This is a genomic window from Pseudomonas sp. MF08817, from assembly GCF_059862705.1.
The window spans coordinates 53601-78833 of record NZ_JCBCUY010000028.1 but is presented as its reverse complement, the minus strand read 5'-3'; the positions used below and the strand labels follow the sequence as shown (position 1 = coordinate 78833).

Annotated in this window: 15 protein-coding genes; 13 read left to right on the top strand and 2 right to left on the bottom strand. The window is 63.3% G+C overall.

Annotated features, from left to right (window positions below):
- On the bottom strand, positions 1 to 4282 hold a 4282-nt coding region (locus AC19YR_RS17865), incomplete at its 3' end, for a retention module-containing protein (protein ID WP_500599496.1).
- Positions 4283 to 4626: 344 nt separating this feature from the next.
- Here AC19YR_RS17865 and AC19YR_RS17860 point away from each other — a divergent pair.
- Genes AC19YR_RS17860 through AC19YR_RS17850 form a run of 3 tightly spaced genes read left to right on the top strand, consistent with a single transcriptional unit; the run spans position 4627 to position 9528 of the window.
- Complete coding sequence (locus AC19YR_RS17860) at positions 4627 to 5979, top strand: TolC family outer membrane protein (protein ID WP_095108614.1); 1353 nt, start codon at positions 4627 to 4629, stop codon at positions 5977 to 5979.
- Between the two features lie 38 nt (positions 5980 to 6017).
- Complete coding sequence (locus AC19YR_RS17855) at positions 6018 to 8171, top strand: type I secretion system permease/ATPase (RefSeq protein ID WP_500599494.1); 2154 nt, start codon at positions 6018 to 6020, stop codon at positions 8169 to 8171.
- Entirely contained in the window at positions 8161 to 9528 is a 1368-nt protein-coding gene (locus AC19YR_RS17850; RefSeq protein WP_500599492.1) for an HlyD family type I secretion periplasmic adaptor subunit, read from the top strand. The genes AC19YR_RS17855 and AC19YR_RS17850 overlap by 11 nt, the downstream gene beginning before the upstream one ends.
- A gap of 96 nt (positions 9529 to 9624) precedes the next feature.
- Here the strand turns inward: AC19YR_RS17850 and AC19YR_RS17845 are convergent, their stop codons facing one another.
- Complete coding sequence (locus tag AC19YR_RS17845; protein WP_095108616.1) at positions 9625 to 9981, bottom strand: helix-turn-helix domain-containing protein; 357 nt, start codon at positions 9979 to 9981, stop codon at positions 9625 to 9627.
- Between the two features lie 211 nt (positions 9982 to 10192).
- On the opposite strand from AC19YR_RS17845, the gene AC19YR_RS17840 reads away from it, so the two are divergent.
- From AC19YR_RS17840 to AC19YR_RS17795, 10 genes are all read left to right on the top strand, one after another.
- A complete protein-coding gene (locus AC19YR_RS17840; protein ID WP_500599490.1) occupies positions 10193 to 11821 on the top strand; it encodes a methyl-accepting chemotaxis protein in 1629 nt (542 codons plus the stop codon).
- Between the two features lie 99 nt (positions 11822 to 11920).
- On the top strand, positions 11921 to 14491 hold the full coding sequence (locus tag AC19YR_RS17835) for an EAL domain-containing protein (RefSeq protein ID WP_500599489.1): 2571 nt from the start codon (positions 11921 to 11923) through the stop codon (positions 14489 to 14491).
- Positions 14492 to 14545: 54 nt separating this feature from the next.
- Positions 14546 to 15466, top strand: a complete 921-nt coding sequence (locus tag AC19YR_RS17830) for a LysR family transcriptional regulator (RefSeq protein ID WP_500599488.1) — start codon at positions 14546 to 14548, stop codon at positions 15464 to 15466.
- Positions 15467 to 16060: 594 nt separating this feature from the next.
- Entirely contained in the window at positions 16061 to 17605 is a 1545-nt protein-coding gene (locus AC19YR_RS17825) for an MFS transporter (protein WP_095108620.1), read from the top strand.
- 26 nt (positions 17606 to 17631) lie between these two features.
- Positions 17632 to 18699, top strand: a complete 1068-nt coding sequence (locus tag AC19YR_RS17820; protein WP_500599485.1) for an HlyD family secretion protein — start codon at positions 17632 to 17634, stop codon at positions 18697 to 18699.
- A complete protein-coding gene (locus AC19YR_RS17815) occupies positions 18696 to 20150 on the top strand; it encodes an efflux transporter outer membrane subunit (protein ID WP_500599483.1) in 1455 nt (484 codons plus the stop codon). The genes AC19YR_RS17820 and AC19YR_RS17815 overlap by 4 nt, the downstream gene beginning before the upstream one ends.
- Positions 20151 to 20251: 101 nt before the next feature.
- The gene (locus AC19YR_RS17810; RefSeq protein ID WP_500599481.1) at positions 20252 to 20821 is read left to right on the top strand and encodes a hypothetical protein; all 570 of its coding nucleotides are present in this window, start codon (positions 20252 to 20254) and stop codon (positions 20819 to 20821) included.
- 97 nt (positions 20822 to 20918) lie between these two features.
- Positions 20919 to 21428: a sigma-70 family RNA polymerase sigma factor gene (locus tag AC19YR_RS17805; protein ID WP_095108624.1), complete on the top strand. Its 510-nt coding sequence runs from the start codon at positions 20919 to 20921 to the stop codon at positions 21426 to 21428.
- On the top strand, positions 21425 to 22378 hold the full coding sequence (locus AC19YR_RS17800) for a FecR domain-containing protein (protein WP_500599480.1): 954 nt from the start codon (positions 21425 to 21427) through the stop codon (positions 22376 to 22378). Before AC19YR_RS17805 ends, AC19YR_RS17800 begins: the two co-directional genes overlap by 4 nt.
- Positions 22379 to 22603: 225 nt before the next feature.
- Entirely contained in the window at positions 22604 to 25072 is a 2469-nt protein-coding gene (locus AC19YR_RS17795; protein WP_095108626.1) for a TonB-dependent siderophore receptor, read from the top strand.
- Positions 25073 to 25233: the final 161 nt, after the last annotated feature.

The window sequence follows — 25233 nt, the reverse complement described above, 5'->3', positions numbered from 1 at the left end:
CGGTGTCATTCACAACAACCGAAGCATCACCGCCGATCACCAGGTTCTCGAAGGATTTGCCGTCAACGGTGGCGGTGTCGATGCCCATTGGGACGGTTTCGCCGTCTTTGTAGACGTCGTCGCCTTGAGCAGCGCGCTCGTAAGGAACGCTCAGTTCGCCGGCCTTGATAACGACAACAGCGCCGTTTTTCAGGGTCACGGTGAGGTCATGGTCGAGTTTTTGGCTGACCGAAACGGTGAATTTCTGTGCTTGGTTCTCGAAGACTGGACCGTCGCCAGTGATCGAAACAGTCACCTTGTCGCCTTCACCGGTCGGCTGATCGGTAACGGTAGTGGTGTGCTCTTTCGGATCGAGAGTCAGTTTCTCGAAGTCATCGGCGCCATCAACCCCAACCAGTTTGTTCACCAGGGACGGTTGGCCGCCAGTGAACACGTCATTGGTGGTTTGGACGACCGCAGTACCGGTGGTTTCGCCTGCTTTGACGGAGATTGTGGTGCCGTCGCTGAGGGTGAAAGTCAGCGGACCATGGCTTTCCATCGGCAGGCCGGCTTTGTTGGTCAGCGTGACGGTGTAGGTCACGTCGCCGCCTTCGGTGACAGTGGTTTTATCCACAGTCAGGGTGGCAACCACTTCGGTTTCGGTGTCGTTCACGACTACCGAGGCATCGCCGCCGATCACCAGGTTCTCGAAGGATTTGCCGTCAACGGTGGCGGTGTCGATGCCCATCGGCACGGTTTCGCCGTCTTTATAGACGTCGTCGCCTTGCGCGGCACGTTCGTACGGAACGCTGAGTTCGCCCGCTTTAATCACGACCACATCACCGTTTTTCAAGGTGACAGTGAGGTCGTGATCCAGCTTCTCGCTCACAGAAACAGTGAATTTCTGGACCTGGTTCTCGAACACAGGACCGTCGCCCGCGATGCTCACGGTGACCTTGTCGCCTTCACCGGTCGGTTGATCGGTAACGGTAGTGGTGTGTTCTTTCGGATCGAGAGTCAGTTTCTCGAAGTCATCGGCGCCATCAACCCCAACCAGTTTGTTGACCAGGGACGGTTGGCCGCCGGTGAACACGTCGTTGGTGGTTTGGACGACCGCAGTACCGGTGGTTTCGCCTGCTTTGACGGAGATTTTGGTGCCGTCGCTCAGGGTGAACGTCAGCGGGCCATGGCTTTCCATCGGCAGGCCAGCTTTGTTGGTCAGCGTGACGGTGTAAGTCACGTCGCCGCCTTCGGTGACGGTGGTTTTATCCACAGTCAGGGTGGCGACCACTTCGGTTTCGGTGTCGTTCACGACTACCGAAGCATCACCGCCGATCACCAGGTTTTCGAAGGATTTGCCGTCAACAGTGGCGGTGTCGATGCCCATTGGGACGGTTTCGCCATCTTTGTAGACGTCGTCGCCTTGAGCGGCACGCTCGTACGGAACGCTGAGTTCGCCCGCTTTAATTACGACCACATCACCGTTTTTCAAGGTGACAGTGAGGTCGTGATCCAGCTTCTCACTCACAGAAACAGTGAATTTCTGGACTTGGTTCTCGAAGACTGGACCATCGCCAGTGATCGAAACAGTCACCTTGTCGCCTTCACCGGTCGGTTGATCGGTAACGGTGGTGGTGTGTTCTTTCGGATCGAGGGTCAGTTTCTCGAAGTCATCGGCGCCATCAACACCGACGAGTTTGTTAACCAGCGAAGGTTGGCCGCCGGTGAACACGTCATTGGTGGTTTGGACGACCGCAGTACCGGTGGTTTCACCTGCTTTGACGGAGATTTTGGTGCCGTCGCTCAGGGTGAACGTCAGCGGACCATGGCTCTCCATCGGCAGGCCGGCTTTGTTGGTCAGCGTGACGGTGTAGGTCACGTCGCCGCCTTCGGTGACGGTGGTTTTATCCACAGTCAGGGTGGCAACCACTTCGGTTTCGGTGTCGTTCACGACTACCGAAGCATCACCGCCGATCACCAGGTTCTCGAAGGATTTGCCGTCAACGGTGGCGGTGTCGATGCCCATTGGGACGGTTTCGCCGTCTTTGTAGACGTCGTCGCCTTGCGCGGCACGTTCGTACGGAACGCTCAGTTCGCCGGCCTTGATAACCACGACTGCGCCGTTCTTGAGGGTCACGGTCAAATCGTGATCCAACTTCTGGCTGACGCTGACGGTGAACTTCTGAGCTTGGTTCTCGAAGACTGGGCCGTCGCCAGTGATCGAAACAGTCACCTTGTCGCCTTCGCCGGTTGGCTGATCGGTAACGGTGGTGGTGTGTTCTTTTGGATCGAGGGTCAGTTTTTCAAACTGCTCCACGCCCATGCCTTCAACGCCTACCAGCTTATTAACCAGCGCTGGCTGGCCGCCAGTGAACACGTCATTGGTGGTTTGGACGACAGCAGTACCGGTGGTTTCACCTGCTTTGACGGAGATTTTGGTGCCGTCGCTCAGGGTGAACGTCAGCGGACCATGGCTCTCCATCGGCAGGCCGGCTTTGTTGGTCAGCGTGACGGTGTAGGTCACGTCGCCGCCTTCGGTGACGGTGGTTTTATCCACAGTCAGGGTGGCGACCACTTCGGTTTCGGTGTCGTTGATCTGCACCTCGGCGCTGTCGCCGATCACCAGGTTTTCAAAGGTCTTGCCGTCTACCGAGGCGTCGGTGATGCCCAGTTCCACGGTTTCGCCGTCTTTGTAAACGTCGTCGCCCTGCACGGGCAGGGTGTAGGTGGTTTGGGTTTCGCCGGCCTTGATGACGACGCTTTCGCCGTTGCTCAGTTTGACGGTGAGGTCGTGGTCGAGTTTTTGGTCGACTTTGATGGTGAAGGTCGGGGCGGCGTTTTCCAGGACATCGCCGGCGCCTTCGATGGTGACGGTCACGGTGTCTGGGGTGTCGGTGATGGTGGTCACCGCCGGGGTCGGGTTGGGCGCCAGGTCTTCGAAGTTGCCGCCGGTGGTGCCGGTGATGGTGGTTTCGACGGTACTGCCGTTGACGTAGACGTCATTGGCCGGCGTCGGGAAGCTTACGGTGCCGGTGGTTTGGCCCGCTTCGATGGTGATGACCGCGCCGTTGGACAGGGTCACGGTCATCGCGGTGCCGGCCGGGTTGGTCAGGGTCGCGGTGTAGGTGATCGAACCGCCTTCGGCCACGGTATTGGTGGCGGTCAGGGTCAGGCCGGTGGTGTCTTTGGAGTCGGTGATGGTGGTCACCGCTGGCGTCGGGTTGGGCACCAGGTTTTCGAAGTTGCCGCCGGTGGCACCGGTGATGGTGGTGGTGACGGTGCTGCCGTTGTTGTAGACGTCGTTCGGCGCGGTCGGCACGTTGACGGTGCCGGTGGTCTGGCCCGCGTCGATGGTGATGGTGGTGCCGTTGGACAGCGTGACGGTGACCGGCGTCTGAGCCGGGTTGGTCAGGGTCGCGGTATAGGTGATCGCGCCGCCTTCAGTAATAGAAGGGTTCGACGTCAGGGTCACGGTGGTGGTGTCGATGGTGTCGGTGACTTGGGTCACGGCCGGTGTCGGGTCTACGGTCAGCACCAGGCCGCCACCGCCGGTGGTGCCGGTCACGGTGACGGTGATCTGGCCCGGGTCGATGTAAACGCTGTCGTTCGGCGCCAGCGGCACATTGACGCTGCCTGTGGTTTGGCCGGCCGGGATGACGATGACCGAGCCGTTGGACAGGGTGATGACCAGGTTGGTGGTCGGTGCCTGCGTCACGTTGGCGGTGTAGACGAGTACGCCGCCGGCTTCAGTGATGGTCGGTGTGGCGCTGAGGGTCAGGGTCGAGTCGCGCGGCACCAGGGTGTTGCTGGTGTCGGTGGGCTGGCCGCCGAGGATCTGGTTGGTCGCTGCTGCACCGTTACCCAGGCCTTCGGTAGGGAAGCCGATGGTGGGGTCAACCCGGCCTGCGGTGGCATCCAGCACCACGAAGCTGTGGCCGCCGCCTGCCGCACCGGTGTTGCCCGTGCCGGTGTTGCCGGCCGCGGTGGCTTCCAGGTCAGTGGTCGGGTCGACGCCCGCGACGATGGCTTGCTGCAGTTCTTCAACTGACGGCGCCGATTGCGCAGTGGCCTGGGCCAGGTCGGTGGTGGAGTCCGGTGCGGTGCCGCTCCACTGGGTGTCACGGCCCAGGTCGAGGGTGCGCCCATCGGCTAGCTCGAGCGTGGCGGCACCGGACAGGCCGGTGTCTACCTGGTCGCCTGCAAAGAGGCGATCACCTTCAATCAGTACACGCCGAATGCCCTCGGGGGACACAACGAAAACTTGGCCAACAATGCTTTTGACGATGGCAACAACACTGCTCATTGAAGATTCTCCAGGTACCGTTCAGTAGACGTCCATGTGCCTGATGAGCATTGGCCCGATCAGACTGGATGTAAGTTCAAAATGTTTTGACGCTTCTATTCGTCAATTATTTGGCTATATTTTTTAGAAATTAACTTTATGCCAAACTATTGACCTTCTGGGTGCCATCCTAAACAATCGCCCCAGTAATGTCACATTGATATTTACGCGGCGACCTGTCCTACAGTGTGTGATCCAGTTCCGATTTTGAACTTTCCGACATACGGTCATTACGGTTGCTATTTTCCGAGACAGCGCCCCATGGAGCTGTGATTTGAGACAAGAAAGTCCTAGGAATCTTTAACATGCGTTCGCACTTGTTCAAGGCAATACCGTTCGTCCTCGCAGCCGGCTTCGTACAGGCCCAAAGCCTGCCCCAAGCGATGCAGCAAGCGCTGGATGTCCACCCGGAAATCCAGGCTGGCGTAAACAGTCGCCTGGCGGCTGACTATCAGTTGAAAGCAGCCAAGGGCGGCTACCTGCCCAAGGTTGACCTGCTGGCCGGTTATGGCCGCGAAGGCACCGACAGCCCGGGTTCCCGTGCCGGTAGCCCGCGCAACGACTGGGAGACGCTCAACCGCAGTGAGTCGAGCCTGCGCCTGTCGCAAATGGTTTTTGACGGTTTTGCGACGTCCAGCGAAGTGGGGCGTCAACAAGCCAACGTGAACTCGCGCGCCTACTCGTTGCTCGGTTCGTCCGAACGTACGGGTTTGACCGTAGCCCAGGTTTACCTGGATGTCCTGACCCGCCGCGAATTCGTGCGCCTGGCTGAAGACAACCTGAGCAACCACGAACGCGTCTACGACCAGATCAAGCTGCGCACCCAGCGCGGTGTTGGCAGCCGCGCCGACCTCGACCAGGCCGAAGCGCGCCTGGCCCAGGCCCGCAACAACCTGATTACCGAACAGACCAACCTGGCCGATGCCCAGACCAACTACCTGAGCGCAGTCGGCCAGTTGCCCGATCAGCTGGAGCGCCCGGCACCGTTCATGGCGTTGCTGCCGGCGAACCTGGATGAAGCCCGCCGCCAGATGCTGGAAAACAGCCCGATCCTGCGCTCGGCCGAGTCCGACATCGTCGCCGCCGAGAAGCAGTACGAAGCCGCCAAGTCGACCTTCTACCCGCGCTTCGACGCTGAGCTGGGCCGCACCGCCGACAACAACCTGGACGGCACCGAAGGGCACAACAACGAATGGCAGGCCATGCTGCGCATGCGCTTCAACCTGTTCGCCGGTGGTAGCAACAAGGCTGACCTGGAATCGAAGTCCTACCAGTCCAACCAGGCCCTGGATATCCGCAACAACGCCTTGCGCGTGTTGAACGAAGAGCTGGGCCTGGCCTGGAACGCGCTGGAAAACGCCAACGCCCAGGTGCCGATTGCCCAGCAGTATGTGGACTACAGTACAAGCGTTCGCACCGCTTACCAGAAGCAGTTCAGCCTCGGTGAGCGAACCCTGCTCGACTTGCTCGATAGTGAGAACGAACTGTTCACCGCTTCGCGCCGCTTGGCCGAAATCAAAAACACACAGTTATTTACTCAATATCGAATCAAGGCGACCATGGGCGAGTTGCTCAAGAGCCAGGGAGTGGTCGCGCCGATGGCCTCCGTCGTACAGAACGACGTGAAGCCCAAGGTGCAATTGCCTGGGATGAATTGAGTAGAACCTCATTGTCCAATCGGTAGAGAGTGTCCAGCGTGGAATCAGAAGTTAGTCGAGTTCATCTCAGTCATGATCCACGCACGCTGCACGACGATCCGTTACTGGATGGTCTGATGGCGTTGTGCACACTGCATCAGAAGCCTGCCAGCGCGGCGATGCTGACCACCGGTCTGCCATTGCCCGCGCAGCGCCTGAGCGTCGAATTGCTGCCCCGCGCAGCTGCCCGCGCCGGCCTGCAGGGGCGGGTGTTGCAACGCAAGCTGGAGCAGATCCCCGAAATCGCCATGCCGGCCCTCCTGTTGCTCAAGGAAGGTCGCAGCGCCGTGCTCGTCGGCTGGGACGGCGACAATGCGCGCCTGCTGCTCAGCGAGAGCGATGGCGGCGAAGTCAGCGTCAACCGCGAAAAACTGGCTGACGACTACAGCGGCCAAGTGTTCTTCGCCCAACCCCAACACAAATTCGACGTGAACCACGGCACGCTGATCCCGCGCGCGCGCTCTTGGTTCCGCGACACCTTGAAGCGCTCGCGCTGGCTGTATGCCGATGCGATCGCCGCCAGTTTCCTGATTAACGTCATCGCCATGGCCGCCCCGCTGTTCGTGATGAACGTCTACGACCGCGTGGTGCCCAACCAGGCCGCTGCGACCCTGTGGGTGCTGGCCATCGGCATCACCGGCGCCTATATCTTCGACCTGATCCTCAAGAGCCTGCGCAGCCTGTGCCTGGACCTGGCGGGCAAGAAGACCGACCTGATTATCTCGGCCACGCTGTTTGAACGCATCGTCGGCATGTCGATGAAGTTCCGCCCGGCGCGGGTCGGCAGCTTTGCCCAGAACATCCATGAGTTCCAGAGCCTGCGCGACTTCCTCGCCTCGCTGACCCTGGCCAGCCTGATCGATTTGCCGTTCACCCTGCTGATCTTCATGGTCATCGGCATTCTCGGCGGGCACTTGGTGTGGATTCCGGTGCTGGCCTTCCCGATTGCCCTGGGCATCGGCTACGCCTTGCAGAAACCGCTGATGGCGACCATGGAGCGCACCATGGCCCTGGCCTCGGAGCGCCAGTCGAGCCTGATCGAAACCCTCGCCGGGCTGGACGCGGTAAAGGTCAACAACGCCGAAAGCGAACGCCAGTACCAGTGGGAACAGACCATCGGCACCCTCAGCCGCCTCGAATTGCGCGTGAAGATGCTCTCGGGCCTGGCGATGAACATCACCCTGCTGATCCAGCAACTGGCTGGCGTCATCATGATCGTCTTCGGTGTGTACCAGATCATCGATGGCCACCTCAGCATGGGCGGCCTGATCGCCTGCTACATGCTTAGTGGCCGGGCGCTGAGCCCGCTGGCCTCGCTCTCCGGGCTGCTGACCCGCTACCAGCAGGCCAAGGTGACCATGGTCTCGGTCGACCAGATGATGGAACTGCCCCAGGAGCGCAATTTCGAAGAGCGCCCCCTGAGCCGCAAAACGGTGCAGGGCGCCATCGAATGCCGCCAGCTCAACTTCACCTACCCGAACCAGCAGAACGCTGCGCTCAAGAACATCAACCTGGTCATCAAGCCCGGCGAGAAAGTCGGCATCATCGGCCGCAGCGGCTCGGGCAAAAGCTCCCTGGCCAAGTTGCTGGTGGGCCTTTACCAGCCTGACGATGGGGCTTTGCTGGTGGACGGCGTGGACATCCGCCAGATCGACATCAGCGAGCTGCGCCACAACATCGGCTACGTGCCGCAAGACATCCAACTGCTGGCCGGCACCCTGCGCGATAACCTGGTGTCCGGCGCCCGCTATGTAGAAGACGAACTCGTCTTGCAAGCCGCCGAACTGGCCGGCGTGCACGAATTCGCCCGCCTTCACCCGCAGGGCTACGAGCTGCAAGTGGGCGAGCGCGGGCAGAACCTCTCGGGCGGGCAGCGGCAAAACGTCGCCCTGGCCCGGGCGTTGCTGCTCAACCCGCCGATCCTGCTGCTCGACGAACCCACCAGCGCCATGGACAACACCGGCGAAGAACGCTTGAAGCAACGCCTGCAAGCGGTGGTGGAAAACAAAACCGTGGTGCTGGTCACGCACCGTGCCTCCCTGCTGTCGCTGGTCGATCGCCTGTTGGTGATCGACCGTGGGCAAATTCTCGCCGACGGCCCTAAAGCCGTTGTGATGGAAGCGTTGAAGAAGGGGCAGATCAGTGTTGCTTAAGTCCGGTTGGAAAGATTCGATTCTGCGTTACTTCAAAGGCTCCGACTCCCTGCAAGGCCAGCCGCTGCCGGAGGTCAACAAGGCGTTGATCGAAGACGCCCCGCGCGTGGTGCGCCTGACCATCTACGGCATCATCGGCTTCTTCCTGTTCATGCTGCTGTGGGCCAATTTCGCGGTGATCGACGAAGTGACCCGCGGCGACGGCAAGGCGATTCCCTCGTCCAAGCTGCAAAAAATCCAGAACCTGGAGGGCGGCATCGTCGCCGAGCTGTTCGTCAAGGAAGGGCAGATCGTCGAAGCCGGCGCGCCGCTGATTCGCCTCGATGACACCCGGTTCGTCTCCAACGTCGGCGAGACCGAGGCCGATCGCCTGGCCATGCTGCTGCGGGTGGAGCGTCTGAGCGCGGAGGTCGAGGACCGCCCGCTGAGCTTCCCCGATGACGTGATGAAAGCCGTGCCGGTGCAGGCCGACAACGAAAAATCCCTGTACGAAAGCCGCCGCCAGCAACTGCTCGACGAGGTCGGCGGGTTGCAGGAGCAGTTGATCCAGCGTCAGCAGGAGCTGCGTGAGTTCAGCTCCAAACAGGCGCAATACCGCCAGCAACTGAACCTGCAACGCCAGGAAATCAACATGTCCGAGCCGTTGGTGGCTCAGGGCGCGGTATCGCCGGTGGAAGTGCTGCGCCTCAAACGCGCCGAAGTCGAAACCCGTGGCCAGTTGGACGCCACCACCCTGGCGATCCCCCGCGCCGAATCGGCGATCAAGGAAGTGCAACGCAAGATCGACGAAACGCGCGGCAAGTTTCGCAGCGAAGCCTTGGGCCAACTTAACGAGGCGCGCACCGACCTGAGCAAGGCCAGCGCCACCGGCAAGGCTTTGGAGGACCGCGTCAGCCGAACCCTGGTGACCTCGCCGGTACGCGGCATCGTCAAGCAGCTGCTGGTCAATACCATCGGCGGCGTGATTCAGCCGGGCAGCGACCTGGTGGAAATCGTGCCCCTGGACGACACCCTGCTGGTGGAAGCGAAAATCCGCCCGCAGGACATCGCCTTCCTGCACCCGGGCCAAGAGGCGGTGGTCAAGTTCACCGCCTACGACTACACCATCTACGGCGGCCTCAAGGCCAAGTTGGTGCAGATCGGCGCCGACACCATCACCGACGAAGACAAGAAAACCACCTACTACATGATTACCCTGCGCACCGAGCGCAGCCACCTGGGCACTGACGACAAGCCGCTGATTATCATCCCCGGCATGGTGGCCACGGTGGACATCATCACCGGCAAGAAAAGCGTCTTGAGCTACCTGCTCAAACCAATCATCCGCGCCCGCGCCGAGGCCTTGCACGAGCGCTGATGGGGCATTGGAGCGGCGCCCTAGCGGTGGGTGCTGGGTTTGGGGGCGAGGTGGGTAGGGAGGCGTCGGTTCGACTGCGCGGCGGTGGTGCCAGGTTCACGAGGGTTGGGACGGGCCCTTGGCCTTGAGCACCTTGACCACTTCCGTGACCAGGTTCACCACGATCACCCGTTCCTCGGTGGGCAGGCTCTGAATCAGTTCGTTGACGCTCTGTGAGTGGCTGTGGGCATCATTGGCACTGGCGCGTACCAGGTCGCTCAGCGAACACTCCAGCACTTCCGACATCTGTTGCAGGCGCGTCAAGGAGATGGAGATCACTCCGTTTTCCATGCGGCTGATGGTTTCCTTCTCCACTCCAATGGCCTCGGCCATGTAGGCCTGTGTCAGGCCCTTGGCCTTACGGCGAAACGCAATGGTTGCCCCGACTCTATGTGCCACCGTGCGTTCTTTCATGTGTGTTTAACCTCTTGCGTCATCATCCTTATCGTTAAGCGACAGTTTCCGGGCTTACTCCGTTCAAACGAATGATGTAATACGACTATGGTATTGATGCCTTGCGTCATGCTTTATTTGATTCAGATCAAAAAACAGCCGTAGGATTGGCGACATATTAGATAGTGGCCTTTAAATGGCTCCAGCTTTTCGACCATGGGATTTCATCTGCATGCTGACCCATTTGAAGATACGAACAGGGATGCTCTGGGTGTTGGCGCTGTTCGTCTGCGCGTTGCTGGTTTCCTCCCTGACCAGTTGGCGCAGCTCCATGAACACCGATGCGCAGATCGAACGCCTGCATGAGGTCGGCGTTACCCAGAACAGCCGGGTGCACCTGGCCTACCTGCGTTTGCTGCGCTCACGGGTGGGAATGGCGGGTGCTTTCCTGGAGGCACGCGCCGGCGACAGCGAGAAGGCCGCCGCCAGCCTGCAGCGGGCCAAAACCTTGTTCGAGGAAGCGCTGGTGTTTTTCGAGGCGTTCAGCGCCCAGGAAAAAAAGCACCCGTCGGCCCTAGACATCGCCGCCCTGCAGCAGGCCTTTGCGGTGTATCGCAGCACCCTGAATGAACAGATGCAGGCCCTCAAGGACGGCTCCGAGGAGCGCTACATCGCGGTCAACCTCAAGGCCCGCGCCGCCAACGACAGCTTCGACACCGCCCTGACGGCATTCGAGCAGGCCCTGGATGCGCAAACCGTCGCGATCATGGACGAGGCGCACACGCGCTACAGTGTGGCCCAGGTCCAGGCCGTGGTGTTGCTGCTGATTGCCGGGTTGCTGGCGGCCGGTTGCTGGTGGTTTATCGCCACCCGGGTGCTGCGCCCGCTGCGCGAGGCCGGGCGCCATTTCGAGGAAATCGCCGCCGGGGATTTGCGCCACCCCATCGACGCCCAGTCGAACAATGAAATCGGCCAACTGTTCAACGGCTTACAGCAGATGCAGGCCAGCCAGCGCCAGACCATCGAACAGATCAGCCATTGCGCCCATCAGTTGGCCAGCTCTGCCGAACAACTGAGCCGGGTCACGGTGGAAAGCAATCGCGGCCTGCACCAACAGCACAACGAACTGGAGCAGGCCGCCACCGCCGTGACCCAGATGACGGCGGCGGTGGAGGAGGTGGCGCGTAATGCCGTTTCGACCTCCGAAGCCTCCAGCGCCACCAACCAGTTGGCCGGGGAGAGCCGGCGCCAGGTGCAAACCAGCCTCGACGAAGTCGATGCCATGAGCCGCGAGATCAAGACCAGTTCCGACCTGGTGCAAGACCTGGCGGTCCAGACCCGGGATATCGGCCGGGTGCTGGAAGTGATCCGCAGCATTTCCGACCAAACCAACCTGCTGGCCCTCAACGCCGCCATCGAGGCCGCCCGTGCCGGCGATGCCGGACGTGGTTTCGCGGTGGTGGCCGACGAGGTGCGCACCTTGGCTTATCGCACCCAGGAATCGACCCAGGAAATCGAGCAGATGATTGCCGGTATCCAGACCGGCACCCACCAGGCCGTGGAGGCCATGGACGCCAGCACCCGCCGCGCCGGCACCACGTTGCTGGCCACGGAAGCCGCGGGCCAGAGCCTGGAAGAAATCTTCCTGGCGGTGAGCCAGATCACCGAACGCAACCTAGTGATCGCCAGTGCCACGGAGGAGCAGGCCAAGGTTGCCCATGAGGTGGACCGCAACCTGCTCAACATCCGCGAGCTATCGACCGTGGCGGCCGAAGGGGCCCACCAGACCAGTTCCGCCAGCGGCGAATTGTCGCGCCTGGCGTCGGAGTTGAGCGCCATGGTCAGGCATTTCAAGACCTGACCCGGCGGCTGCCACACAGGGCAGTGCAACCGGTATGCAATCCCAGGGGATGGGGCCCGGCGTAAAGATAAAAACAACAGTTGTCAGCAGGACGCACCCATGTCGAACCTCCAAGATCTCTCGCACATCTTCATCCAGACGTTGGAGCAGAGCATTGATAGCGTGGTGGTCATCGATCAGCGCAATCAGGTCATTCTGTTCAACGCCGCAGCCGAAAAGCTCTGGGGCTACCGTCGCGACGAGGTGCTGGGCCACAACGTCAGCCTGTTGGTGCCGCAACTGATCCGCGCCGATCACGACAGCTACATCGACAAAAACCGCGTGACGGGCATCAACCGGATTGTCGGCACCAGCCGCGTCGTGCTGATCGAGCGCAACGACGGCGGGCGGCGCTGGGGCGCGATGTCGATCTCCAAGGTCGAGACGCCCGGGCAACAGCTCTATACCGCGTTTATCAAAGACATCACCGACCAGCATGAGGAGCGCGAGAGGCTGTTTCTGCTGTCGTTGGTGGTCGATACCACGCAAAACGCCATCATCCTCACCGACAATCAATTTCGCATTGTTTACATCAACGAGGGCTTTACCCGCCTGTTTGGCCACCAGGCCGAGCAGGTGCGCGGCAAAAGCCCCTGCCAGGTGATTGCCCCGGACCTCGACCCGTTGGCGCAAACCGCCCTGCATGAGGCCCTGACCCGCGGCCAATCCCACCAATCCCAAGTGGTGGGCTACCACCTCGACGGTTCGCGGGTGTGGTGCGACGTCACCTCCCATCCGGTGTGCGATGCCCAGGGTGTGCTGCTTAACAGCGTCAGCGTCCTCAACGATGTGACCCACTCGCGGATGCCCGAGGTTTTGCGCCACAAAATGCTCGAAGCCATGGTCCAGGAGGCGTGCCTGGAATCATTGATGAGCCTGGCGTGCCGGGAGGTCGAGCGCATCGCTCCGGACGTGATCGCCACGGTGCTCAGTATCGATGCCCAGGGCGCGCTGCATACCCTGGCGGCACCGAGCCTGCCTGCGAGTTACGGCGCGGCCCTGGAAGGGCTGGCCATTGGTCCGGCCATTGGCTCGTGCGGGGCCGCCGCATTTCGCGGCGAAGCCGTGATGGTCAGCGATATTGCCAGCCACCCGAACTGGGAAGACTTCCGCGACCTGGCCCTCCCGCTGGGGTTACGGGCCTGTTGGTCGACGCCGATAAAATCCAGCTCGGGGCGCGTGCTCGGCACTTTTGCCTTCTATTACCGGCAACCCGACGAGCCCAGCGAGCTGCATCGCTTGCTGGTCAACGCCAGCATTCAGTTGTGTGCCCTGGCCCTGGAGCGTGAAGAGTCGCGCGCCCACATCCGGCAACTGGCCTTCTACGACGAATTGACCGGCCTGCCCAATCGCAACCTGTTGTACGCCCGGGCCGACCAGGCCATCGCCGAGGCGGGGCGCAACCATACGCAGCTGACCGTCCTGTTCGTTGACCTGGACCGCTTCAAGCAGGTCAACGATTCACTGGGGCATGCGGCCGGGGATGAATTCCTGCGCATCACCGCCCGGCGTTTGAGCGAACAGCGCCGCCAGGTAGACATTGTCAGCCGGTTGTCGGGCGATGAGTTTGTGCTGGTGCTCCCGCGGTGCGGGCCACAGCAGGCAGTGGCGGTGATCGAAGAGCTGCGCAAGAGCCTGGCGACGCCTTGCCAGATCGCCGGCGTGGTGCTGACCCCCTCGGCCAGCATCGGCGCCAGCCTGTTTCCCGAGGACGGGCGCACCATGGCCACACTCTTGCATCGCGCGGATATGGCCATGTTCCAGGCCAAGACCCGCGCACGCGGCAGTGTGAGTTTTTTCAGCGAGGGGCTGGACCAACTCGCCCGGGGGCGGCTCAACCTGGAAACCGCGCTGCGCCAGGCCATCAAGCAGAAAACCTTTTTCCTCATGTATCAGCCCCAGATCGACCTGCGCACCGGGGCCCTGTACGGCGTCGAAGCCCTGGCCCGCTGGCATCACGCGCAACTGGGGCATATCTCGCCCACCTGTTTTATCCCCCTGGCCGAAGAATGCGGGTTGATCGGCGAGTTCGGGCAGTGGGCGCTGCGCGAGGCGTGCCAGCAGTTGGCGGCCTGGCGGCGCGAAGGGTTGGCGGTGCCCTGTGTCTCGGTGAACCTGTCGCCGACCAATTTCCACAACCGGCAGTTGCCCATGCTGATCGGCGAAATCCTCGCCCAGCATGGGCTCACGGTGGCCGACCTGACCCTGGAAATCACCGAAAGCGTGGTGATGGACAGCAACCCCGATACCCTCACCACCATCAATGAGGTCCACGCCATGGGCATTTGCCTGGCGATGGACGATTTCGGCACCGGCTATTCGAGCCTCAGCTACTTGCGGCGTATCCCGATTCAAGAGCTCAAGCTTGACCGCAGTTTCGTCCACGACCTGGAACACGACACCACCAGCCAGGCCCTCAGCGAGGCGGTGATCCGTATTGGCGAAAGCCTCAAGTTGCGTGTGGTGGCCGAAGGCGTCGAAACCGCAGCCCAACAACGGGTGCTCCAGCAGCAGGGCTACCAGGTGGCCCAGGGCTACCTGATCTCCCGGCCCCTGCTGGCCGAGGCATTCGGCCCTTGGCTGCAAAGCCGACGGCTGGCGCTGACCGAGGGCGACACGGTGCCTGGCTAGGCAAGCTGCTAGCATTGCGCCTGGCTCAATCTTCAACTTTTGTGAGTGCCTGGCATGCAGCTTCCCGATCTGAACCTACTTGTCGCCCTCGACGCCTTGCTCGACGAGGGCAGCGTGGTGGGCGCCGCGCGGCGCATGAACCTCAGCCCGGCGGCGATGAGCCGCACCCTGACGCGGATTCGCGAAGCGGTGGGCGACCCGATCCTGGTGCGCGCCGGGCGTGGCCTGGTGCCCACGCCCAAGGCCCTGGAACTGCACAACCAGGTGCGCGCCGTGGTGGAGCAGGCGGCGCGGGTGTTCCGCTCGGCCGACCAGGTAGACCTGCGCACCTTGCGTCGGCGCTTCAACATCCGCGCCAATGACTTTTTCGTCGGCGTGTACGGCGGGCGCCTGTTCGCCGCCATGGACCGCGAGGCGCCCCATTGCGAACTGCGCTTCGTGCCCGAGGGCGACGCTGACGACGAGGCGCTGCGCGAAGGGCGCATCGACCTGCGCATCAGCAACTCCCGCCCGCAAACCCCGGAAGTGAAGGTGCAGAACCTGTTCTCCACTACCTTCGTCGGCCTGGCCCGGGAAGATCACCCGCTGTTCGACGGGGAAATCACCGCCGAACGTTTTGCCGGGTTTGCCCATATCAGCATGTCGCGGCGCGGCATCGCCCGCGGGCCCATCGACACCGCGCTCAACGAGATGGGCCTGGAACGGCGGGTGGCGGTGATCGCGCCGAGCTTCCACGCGGCGATGTTCGCCTTGCCCGACTCGGACCTGATCTTGCCGGTGCCCAAGGAAACCATTTCCAGCGTCACCCGCCTGGGCCTGCGCGTGCGCGCCTTCGACCTGCCGATCCCGTTATCGACCCTGATGCTCACCCAGGCCTGGCACCCGCGCTACGACAAAGACCCGGCCCACAAATGGCTGCGCGAAACCCTCAAGTCCACCTGCGATGAAACCTGGTCGCAGGCGCAGCCAAGGTGAGAAAAGCCTTCACCCGCCATGGGAACGGGACCTAAGGCCAGCCCCCACCCCTTGTGGGAGCGGGCCCGGCCCGCGATGAGGCCGGGGCAGGCGATGCACCTGCGGCGGCTGGAATGCCGCCATCGCGAGCAGGCTCGCTCCCACAGTGGAAAGTGAACACCTGCCATAAATCCCACCCACACCACAGTTGAACTGTGGGAGCGGGCCCCGCCCGCGATGAGGCCGGGGCAGGCGATGCACCTGCGGCGGCTGGAATGCCGCCATCGCGAGCAGGCTCGCTCCCACAGTGGAAAGTGAATACCTGCCATAAATCCCACCCACACCACAGTTGAACTGTGGGGGCGGGCCCGGCCCGCGATGAGGCCGGGGCAGGCGATGCACCTGCGGCGGATGGAATACCGCCATCGCGGGCAGGCCCGCTCCCACAGGGTTCATTTGTTACACCGCGGTCATTGTTCCCACAGGGATAGTGTTTAAACCGTTCTGCGCAATTGCTGCGCGGCACGCACTTATAAGCTGCCAATAAGTCAGTTTTCGTCAGCTATCAGCGTTCTTAAACTGCTCCGGTATTTCTCAACCGGAGTTGTGCTGCTTATGAGTTCCCTTGCTGTCGCCGCGCCTGCTGCTGTTGCGGCACCCGCCAAGCCGGCAGCCGCGGCGCCGCCGGTGTTCGGGCCGCGGATCATCATCGGTTTGGTGGGTGTGTTGCTGGCGGTGCTGGTGTCGGGCCTTAACGAGATGGTCACCAAGGTTGCCCTGGCCGATATCCGTGGTGCGTTGTACATCGGTTACGACGAAGGCACCTGGCTGGTGGCCTGCTACACGGCCACGTCCGTGGCGGCCATGGCCTTCGCACCCTGGTGCTCGGTGACGTTCTCCCTGCGCCGTTTCACCCTCGCGGCCATGGGCCTGTTCACCGTGCTGGGCGTGCTGTGCCCCTTTGCCCCCAACTACGAAAGCCTGTTGCTGCTGCGCACCGTGCAAGGCCTGGCCGGTGGCGCGCTGCCGCCGATGCTGATGACCGTGGCCCTGCGTTTTTTGCCCGCCAACGTCAAGCTCTATGGCCTGGCCGGTTATGCCCTGACCGCCACCTTCGGCCCCAGCCTGGGCACGCCGCTGGCGGCGCTGTGGACCGAATACGTCGGGTGGCAGTGGGCGTTCTGGCAGATCGTCGCGCCGTGCCTGTTGGCTATGGCGGCGGTGGCCTACGGCTTGCCCCAAGACCCGCTGCGCCTGGAGCGCTTCAAGCAATTCAACTGGCGCGGCCTGCTGCTGGGGTTCCCGGCGATCTGCATGTTGGTGATCGGCCTGTTGCAGGGCAATCGCCTGGATTGGTTCGAGTCAGGCCTGATCTGCACCTTGCTCGGCGGCGGGGCCCTGCTGTTGGTGCTGTTTCTGGTCAACGAATGGTCGCAACCGATCCCGTTTTTCAAGTTGCAGATGCTGGGGGTGCGCAATTTGTCGTTCTCCCTGCTGACCCTGGCCGGGGTGCTGATGGTGCTGCTGGCGGTCATCCTGATTCCGTCGGCCTACCTGGCCCAGGTCCAGGGCTATCGGCCCTTGCAAACGGCGCCGGTGATGCTGGTGATGGCGCTGCCGCAATTGATCGCGCTGCCGCTGGTGGCGGCCCTGTGCAACCAGCGCCGGGTCGATTGCCGCTGGGTGCTGGGGATTGGCCTGGGGATGCTGGCGCTGTCCTGCGCCGGCGGCACTCAACTGACCTCGGCCTGGATCCGCGACGACTTCTACGTGCTGCAACTGTTGCAGATCTTCGGCCAGCCCATGGCCGTGCTGCCGCTGCTGATGCTCTCCACCGGCAGCATCACGCCCATGGAAGGGCCCTACGCCTCGGCCTGGTTCAACACGGTCAAGGGCCTGGCGGCCGTGGTCGCCACCGGGGTGCTGGACGCCCTGACCACGGCGCGCCTGCACTTTCACTCCACCCACCTGGTGGACCGCCTCGGCAACTCGCCGTGGGTCGAAGGCAACCCTGCCGACCTTGCCCGGCGCCTGCACCAGCAAGCCCTGGTGCTGACCTCGGCGGACTTGTACGCCTGCATGGCCGTGCTGGCCGGCGCGATGATCCTGCTGATTTTCTGGCTGCCGACGCGGATCTACCCACCGCGCGCGCCCATTTGAATGCTTAACGACACAGAAGGTTGTTTATGACGATTTCCACGAAACACACCGTCGCCGCTTCGGCGGCGGTTTTGGCCCTGGGTGCGCTGCTCTACGTGCTGGCCCCCGGCCTGTTCGGCCACGGCACGCGCCAGACCACCAACGACGCCTTCGTTGCTGCCGATTTCACCCTGGTGGCGCCCCGCGTGGCCGGGTTCATCAAGGAAGTGCTGGTGGACGATAACCAGCAGGTCAAGGCCGGGCAGTTGCTGGCCCTGATCGATGACCGCGACCTGCGCGCCGCTGCCCTGGCTGCGGCGGCGCAAACCGAAGTCGCCAGCGCCCAGTTGCAAAACGCCCGCGCCACCCTGGAACGCCAGGCCTCGGTGATCGCCCAGGCCCAGGCGCAAGTGGTGGCCGACCGTGCGCAAATGGCCTTCGCCGAGCATGAGTTGGCGCGCTACAACCACCTCGCCGGGGTGGGCGCGGGCACGGTGCAAAACGCCCAGCAGGCGCGCACGCGCATCGACCAGGCCACCGCGCAACTGGCCCATGCCACGGCGGTACTGGCCGCCGAACGCAAGCAGGTGGAGATCCTCAGCGCCCAGTGCGACGCCGCCGAAGGTGGCCTCAAGCGCGCCCATGCGGCGCTGGAGATGGCCAGTTACGAGCTGTCGTACACGCGCATTGTCGCGCCGGTGGACGGCATGGTCGGCGAACGGGCGGTGCGGGTCGGCGCCTACGTTACGCCGGGCAGCAAGATCCTCGCCGTGGTGCCGCTGGAACAGGCCTATGTGGTGGGTAACTTCCAGGAAACCCAGCTGATTAACGTGGCGCCGGGGCAGGTGGTGCAGGTGCGTGTCGACAGCCTCGACGGCGAGGCCCTCAGCGGCCGCGTGCAGAGCATTGCCCCGGCCACCGGCGTGACTTTCGCGGCGGTTAAACCGGACAACGCCACGGGCAACTTCACCAAAGTGGTGCAGCGCATCCCGGTGAAAATCCTCCTCGACCCCGGCCAACCGCTGGTTGAGCGGCTGCGGGTGGGCATGTCGGTGGAGGCGAGCATCGACACCCACAGCTCGGCCACACAGGTGCGCGAGGTGAGCCAGCGATGAAACGCCTCAATCTTCTGCCGGGCCTGCTGACGTTGGCGATGTTGTCGGCCTGCACGGTGGGCCCGGATTTCCAACGCCCCGAGGCGCCGTCCATCGAACGCTGGAACACCCCACCCACTCCGGCCGCCAGCCAAGCGGTGAGCAGCGCCCTGGCCGAACACTGGTGGGAAGTGTTCCAGGACCCGCAATTGGCCAGCCTGAGCCGGCGCGCCCTGAGCGACAACCTGGACCTGCAACTGGCCAGCAGCCGCTTGCAGCAAAGCCGCGCCGTGCGGCAGGTGACCACCGCCAGCCAGTACCCGTCCACCAGCGCCAACGGCGGCTACGCGCGTAAACGTAACAGTGGTGAAGGCTTGAGCGACCCCTCGGGGCATAACGGCAACAGCGCCTTCAACCTGTGGGAGGGCGGTTTCGCGGCGGCTTGGGAGCTGGACTTCTGGGGCCGCGTACGGCGCGAAACCGAAGCCGCCGACGCGACCCTGGAGGTGGCGCAAAACGACCGTCGCGGCGTGTTGCTCGCCGTGCTGGCCGACACCGCGCAGAGCTATATCCAACTGCGTGGCGTGCAGAGCACCCGGGCCGTCACTGAGCAGAACTTGGAAGTGGCCAACCGCAGCCTGATGCTCTCGCGCATGCGCCAGGCCGATGGCGTGGCGACCCAACTGGACGTGGCCGAAGCCGCCGCGCAAGTGGCCGCCATCGAATCGCGCCTGCCGGTGCTGCGCCAGCGCCAGGACCAACTGATAAACGCCCTGAGCTTGTTGCTGGGGGAGGGCCCGCAAGCCCTGCAAGCCGAACTGGCCGCCGCCGCGCCGGTGCCCCAAGCCCCGGCCCAACTGGCCATCGGCTTGCCCTCGCAGTTGGCGCGCCGCCGCCCGGATATCCTCCAGGCCGAAGCGCGGCTGCACGCCGCCACCGCCAGCATCGGCGTGGCCAAGGGCGACTTCTACCCGCGCATCACCCTGTCGGGCAGTTTCGGCTCGCAAGCCATGCAGTTGTCGGATTTCGGCACCTGGGGCTCGCGTCAGTTCGCCATCGGCCCACAGTTCAGCCTGCCGCTGTTCGACGGCGGGCGCCTGCGCGGCATGCTCAAGCTGCGCGAGGCCCAGCAACAGGAAGCGGCGCTGGGCTATCAGCACACGGTGCTGCGGGCTTGGCACGAGATCGACGATCAACTGACGCGCTACAACGCCAGCCAGTTGCAGCGCGAGCACCTGGCCGAAGCGGTCAGCCAGAACCGCATCGCCCTGTTGGCCGCGCAGCAGCAGTATGTCGAAGGGGTGGTGGACTTCATCAACGTGCTCACGGTGCAAAGCGCCTTGCTCGCCACCCAGGAACAACAGGTCGAGAGCCAGGTGAACGTGTCGCTGGCCATGGTCGGGTTGTACAAGGCCTTGGGCGGGGGGTGGGAGTCGGTGTACCCGTTGCAGGCCGAGGAAGCAGCTTTGTAGGGCGCTCGCGTAGGGTTGTTCCTGATTCCCTGCTGCTTCACAAAATGCCCGGATGGCGGGCTTAACATCACGGGCCGTTTCCTTCACGAGCCCTTGTAGCCATGCCTACGATCGACCCCCCCTGTGTCCCACCCCTGGCCGACAGCCCTTGCGCGCCGGCCAGGGCGCGGTTTTTCTACGTCGTCGCACCGAGCAAATTCGTCATCCTGTTTGTGGCGACCTTTGGTTTCTACTTTCCGTACTGGAGCTACAGAAACTGGCGGCGCTACCGCGATACCACTGGCATCAAGGTGATCCCGTGGCTGCGGGCGGTGTTAAACGATTTGTTCATCTATTCGCTGGTAATGAAGATCGATCGCCAGGTGCAACGGCTGGCCGAGCCTCCCCGTTGGCATCCTCGGCTGCTTGCCCTGGCGATCATTCTCACCGCTCTGGGCGGCTCGATTCAGGTCTGGGTGCCCGATAACTTGCTGGGGCTGGCCGCAGGCCTGGGGGTGTTCCTGCTGCAAACTTACTGGTTGCTATGCGTGCAAAAAGCCATCAATGCGGTGGAGGGTGACCCGCAAGGGCAGGCCAATGCCCGGCTCAGCGGCCTCAATAGGCTATGGGTGGCGCTGGGGGGGTGTGTCTGGCTCCTCACCTTGGGTTCGGTGGCGTTAGAGCTGAGGTAAACCAAGCCCTCGCGGCGCCTAGGGTAAATGGCCCTTTGCCTGCCCCCATACAAAAGTGTAATGATAATTGCTATCAATCATGTGTGTGGACCCTTCCATGGATGCAACCACTGACGGCAAGGCGCAGTTGCATCGCCTTTACCGTGACCACCATGGCTGGCTGCAAGGCTGGCTGCGCAAGCGCCTGGGCGACCGCGAGCACGCCGCCGATGTGGCCCAGGACACCTTCCTGCGCCTGCTGGTGTCGGGGCGTTTTCCGGGGCACCTGGAAAGCCGCAGCTACCTGACGCAGATCGCCCGCAACCTGGTGATCGACCAGTGGCGGCGCCTGCGCATCGAGCGCGCCTACCTGGAAAGCATCGCCCACCTGCCGGAACCGGAGTCGCCGTCCTTGGAAACCCGTGCCTTGATCCTCGAAACCCTGATGCAGATCGACGCCATGCTCGACCGCATGCCGGAAAAAGTGCGCCAGTCGTTCCTGCTTTCGCAGTTCGAAGGGCTGACCTACGCCGAAGTCGCCGAGCGCCTGGGGGTGACGGTCAGTTCGGTGCAGAAGTACATGATCCGCGCCATCCAGGCCTGCTATCAGGTGGTCTACGAGCAATGAGGGCGCAGCGCGAAGCGCCGATTGCCCCGGCGATCGTCGAGCAGGCCAGCGAATGGCTGATGCTGCACTGGGGCGGTGAGCTGGATGCCGAACAGCGCCAGGCCTTCGCCCGCTGGAAAACCGCCCACCCGGACCACCACCGCGCCTGGGCGCGCCTGCAACAGTTGCAGCAAACCCTGAGCGGGGTGCCCGCCGAAAGCGCCCGGGCGGTGCTGCGCGATGCCCCCGACCAGCAGCGCCGCGCCGCCCTCAAACTGCTCGGCGTGCTGCTGGTGGCGGGCGGCGGCTACGCGGTGCAGGGCAGCCAGCCGTGGCGTAACGCCATGGCCGGCGAGCGCACGGCGGTGGGCGAGGTGCGCCACCTGACCCTGGCCGACGGCACGCGCCTGGACCTCAACAGCGACACGGCGGTGGATTTGCGTTACAGCGCCCGCGAGCGGCGTATCACCCTCATCAGTGGCGAAATCCTGCTCAACAGCGGCTACGACGCCACCCGCCCACTGATCGTCGAGACCCAGGCCGGCGACATCCAGGCCCTGGGCACCCGCTTTGCGGTGCGTGATGCGCAGGGCGGTACGCGGGTCGATCTCTATGAAGGCCAATTGCATGTACGCCCGCAACATGCTGCTGCGCAGTACCTCAACGCCGGCGACAGCCTGTGGTTCAACGCCGCCCAGACCGGTGCGGTGCGCGCCGCCGACCTCAATGCCAGCACCTGGAGCCAGGGCCGCCTCACCGCCGAACGCCAGCCGTTGGGGCAGTTTATTGCCGACCTGGCGCGCCATCGCCCGGGCTGGCTGCGCTGTGACGCCGCCGTGGCTGGGCTGCTGCTCACCGGCGTATTTCCCCTCGACGACAGCGACGCCATCCTCGCCGCGCTGGAGCAATCGCTACCGGTGCGGGTAGAAGCCGTGACGCGGTATTGGGTGACGGTCAAGGCGCGAGGGTGAGCAAGCGGGCTTGCCCGCGTTGGGGTGCGAAGCGGTCCAAACATCGGTGTGGCGGCCAAGAAAAAGCTTAGGGTTGCTGCGGCCCCCCCCAGCCCGGGCAAGCCCGCCTGCTACGGGCCCTGCACGCCTTCAAAAAAAACTTCCCAGCGCCTTGTCGGTTTTGCCGAGTTATCCGGGATACCTCTTGAAAGCAAATCAAGAAGCATTCTCATGGGGAGTTCTGGAATGCCACACCGCCCGACGTCGTCTCGTACATTGTCCCGCCACCTGCGCCGTGGGCTGTTTGTCAGCCTGCTGGCCGCCGTGCCGCTGGCGTCCACCCTGGCCGTGGCCGCGTCGGCCCAGGCCGGGGAGGCGCGCCAATACAACATCCCGGCGGGTAACCTCGACCAGGCCCTGAACCGCTTTGCCAGCACGGCGGGCATTTTGCTGTCGGTGGACGCGCAATTGACCGCCGGCAAGCGCAGCCCCGGCCTGCAAGGGCGCTACGACACGGCCCAGGGCCTGGAGCAATTGTTGGCCGGCAGTGGCCTGCTGGCGCTCGAATCCCAAGGCAGTTGGTCGCTGCAAGCCGTGCCCCAGAGCGGTTCGCTGCAACTGGGCGCCACCCGTATCAACGCCGCCGAGGCCGCGGAAAGTGCCTGGGGCCCGGTCGAAGGCATCGTCGCCAAGCGCAGCGCCACCGGCAGCAAGACCGACGCCGCGCTGACGGAAATCCCCCAGACCATCAACGTCGTTACCGCCGCCGAGATCAAGTCCCGGGGCGCGCAAAGCATCGTCGAAGCCCTGCGCTATACGCCCGGCATCACCGGCGGTGGCTTTGACGACCGGGTGAAGTTCTTCGACGAACCGACTTCGCGCGGTATTTCTCCTACACCTCTTTACCTCGACGGCTTGCACCTGCCCTACGGCGGCGGCAGCACCGGTGGTGCGTTGCAGATCGAACCCTATTCCCTGGAGCGCATCGAGGTGCTCAAGGGGCCGGCCTCGGTGCTCTACGGGCAGAACCAGCCTGGCGGCATCGTCAACATGGTCAGCAAACGCCCAACCGAAACCGCCGTGCGCCAAGTGGTGTTGGAGGCAGGCAGCTACGACCATAAAAGCGTCGCCGTTGACCTCGGCGGGCCGCTGGACGAGGAGGGCAAGTTCCTCTATCGCCTCACCGGCCTGGCCAACGACTCCAATGGCGAGATCGACTACTTCGAGCAGAAGCGCCAGTTCCTCGCCCCCAGCTTTACCTGGAACGCCAGCGACGACACGCGCCTGACCGTGTTCGCCCAGTACCAGAAGGACGACGGCGTGCCCGAGGCCCAGGGCCTGCCGGCCTCCGGCACCCTGTTCCACAACCCCAACGGCAAGATCGACCGCGACGTGTTCATCGGCGAGCCGGGCATCAACAAGTACAACCGCGAGCAGTACGTGCTGGGCTACGAGTTGTCCCATCGCCTCAACGACGTCTGGACCCTCAAGCAAAACGCCCGTTACGCCACGGTCGACGACCACTACCGCGCGCCGTTGCACGGCTACCGCTTCGTCACCAACCCCCTCACCGGGGCCAACGACCAGCGTTACCAATCGCGCTTCGGGGTCAACTGGAAGCAGGAAAACCAGGTGTTTGGCGTGGACAACATCGCCCAGGCCGAATTCGACACCGGCGCCCTGAACCACACCGTGATCCTGGGCGTGGACTACTACCACTCCAACTCCGACTTCCACGGTTTGTATGACCGCAACGGCGCGGCCATCGACCTGTTCACCCCCACCTACGGCCAACGCATGAACTGGAGCGGGCCGCAGAGCTGGGACCGCACCATCGACCAGACAGGCTTCTACGCCCAGGACCAGATCAAGCTCGACCGTTGGGTGTTCGTCATCGGCGGGCGCTACGACCTGGCCAAGGGCGACAACTACCAGACCCTGTCGGCGGTGGAAACCCACAGCACCACCCGCGACGAAAAATTCAGCGGCCGGGGCGGCATCGTCTACCTGTTCGATAACGGCATCGCGCCGTTTGTCAGCTACAGCGAATCCTTCCTGCCGCAACTGGGCACTGGCGTGGGCGAAAAACCCTTTGAGCCGACCACCGGCAAGCAATACGAAGCGGGCGTGAAGTACCAACCGCCGGGGCAGAACAGCTTCGTGCAGATCTCGGCCTACCAGATCGACCAGGAAAACATGCTCACCCCAGACCTGGCCAACCCCGGCCATAGCAAACAGGTCGGCGCGCTGCGTTCCAAGGGCATCGAGCTGGAAGCCAAGGGCGAAATCAGCGAAGCCTTCAACGTGATCGCCTCGGTGTCGCGCAACGACGTCAAGTACACCAAGGACAACGACGGCCGCGAAGGCCGCCACCCGGCCAACCGCCCACCCGTGACCGCCGCGTTGTGGCTTAACTACACCCTGCTGGGCGACACCCCATTGGCCGGCCTGGGCGCGGGCATCGGCGCACGCTACGTGCGCGGCAACTACGGCGACGACTACGACGGCGCGTTCCAGATCCCGTCCTACACCGTCTACGACGCCAACATGAGCTACGACCTGAGCCAATCGCCGCTCAAACTCAAAGGCGTGAAACTGGGCCTGACCGTGCAAAACCTGGGCGACAAAACCTACGTCGCCAGTTGCGGGAGTTCGGTGGACTGCTACTACGGCGAAGGCCGCACCGTGGTGTCGAACTTGACGTATGACTGGTAAGGGCCACCCGCGCCGGGCGTGATGGCGGGCGCCTTGCCCGTGGCAACCCGTAACGCAAACTGACGCGCCTGGGGCACCTCGTGGTTGACCAGGCGCCGCCTCCAGCCAACGGGGCGGGTGGCGGGTGTTTGAATTCGGGGCAGTGCAGGCCAGGCGGGTTC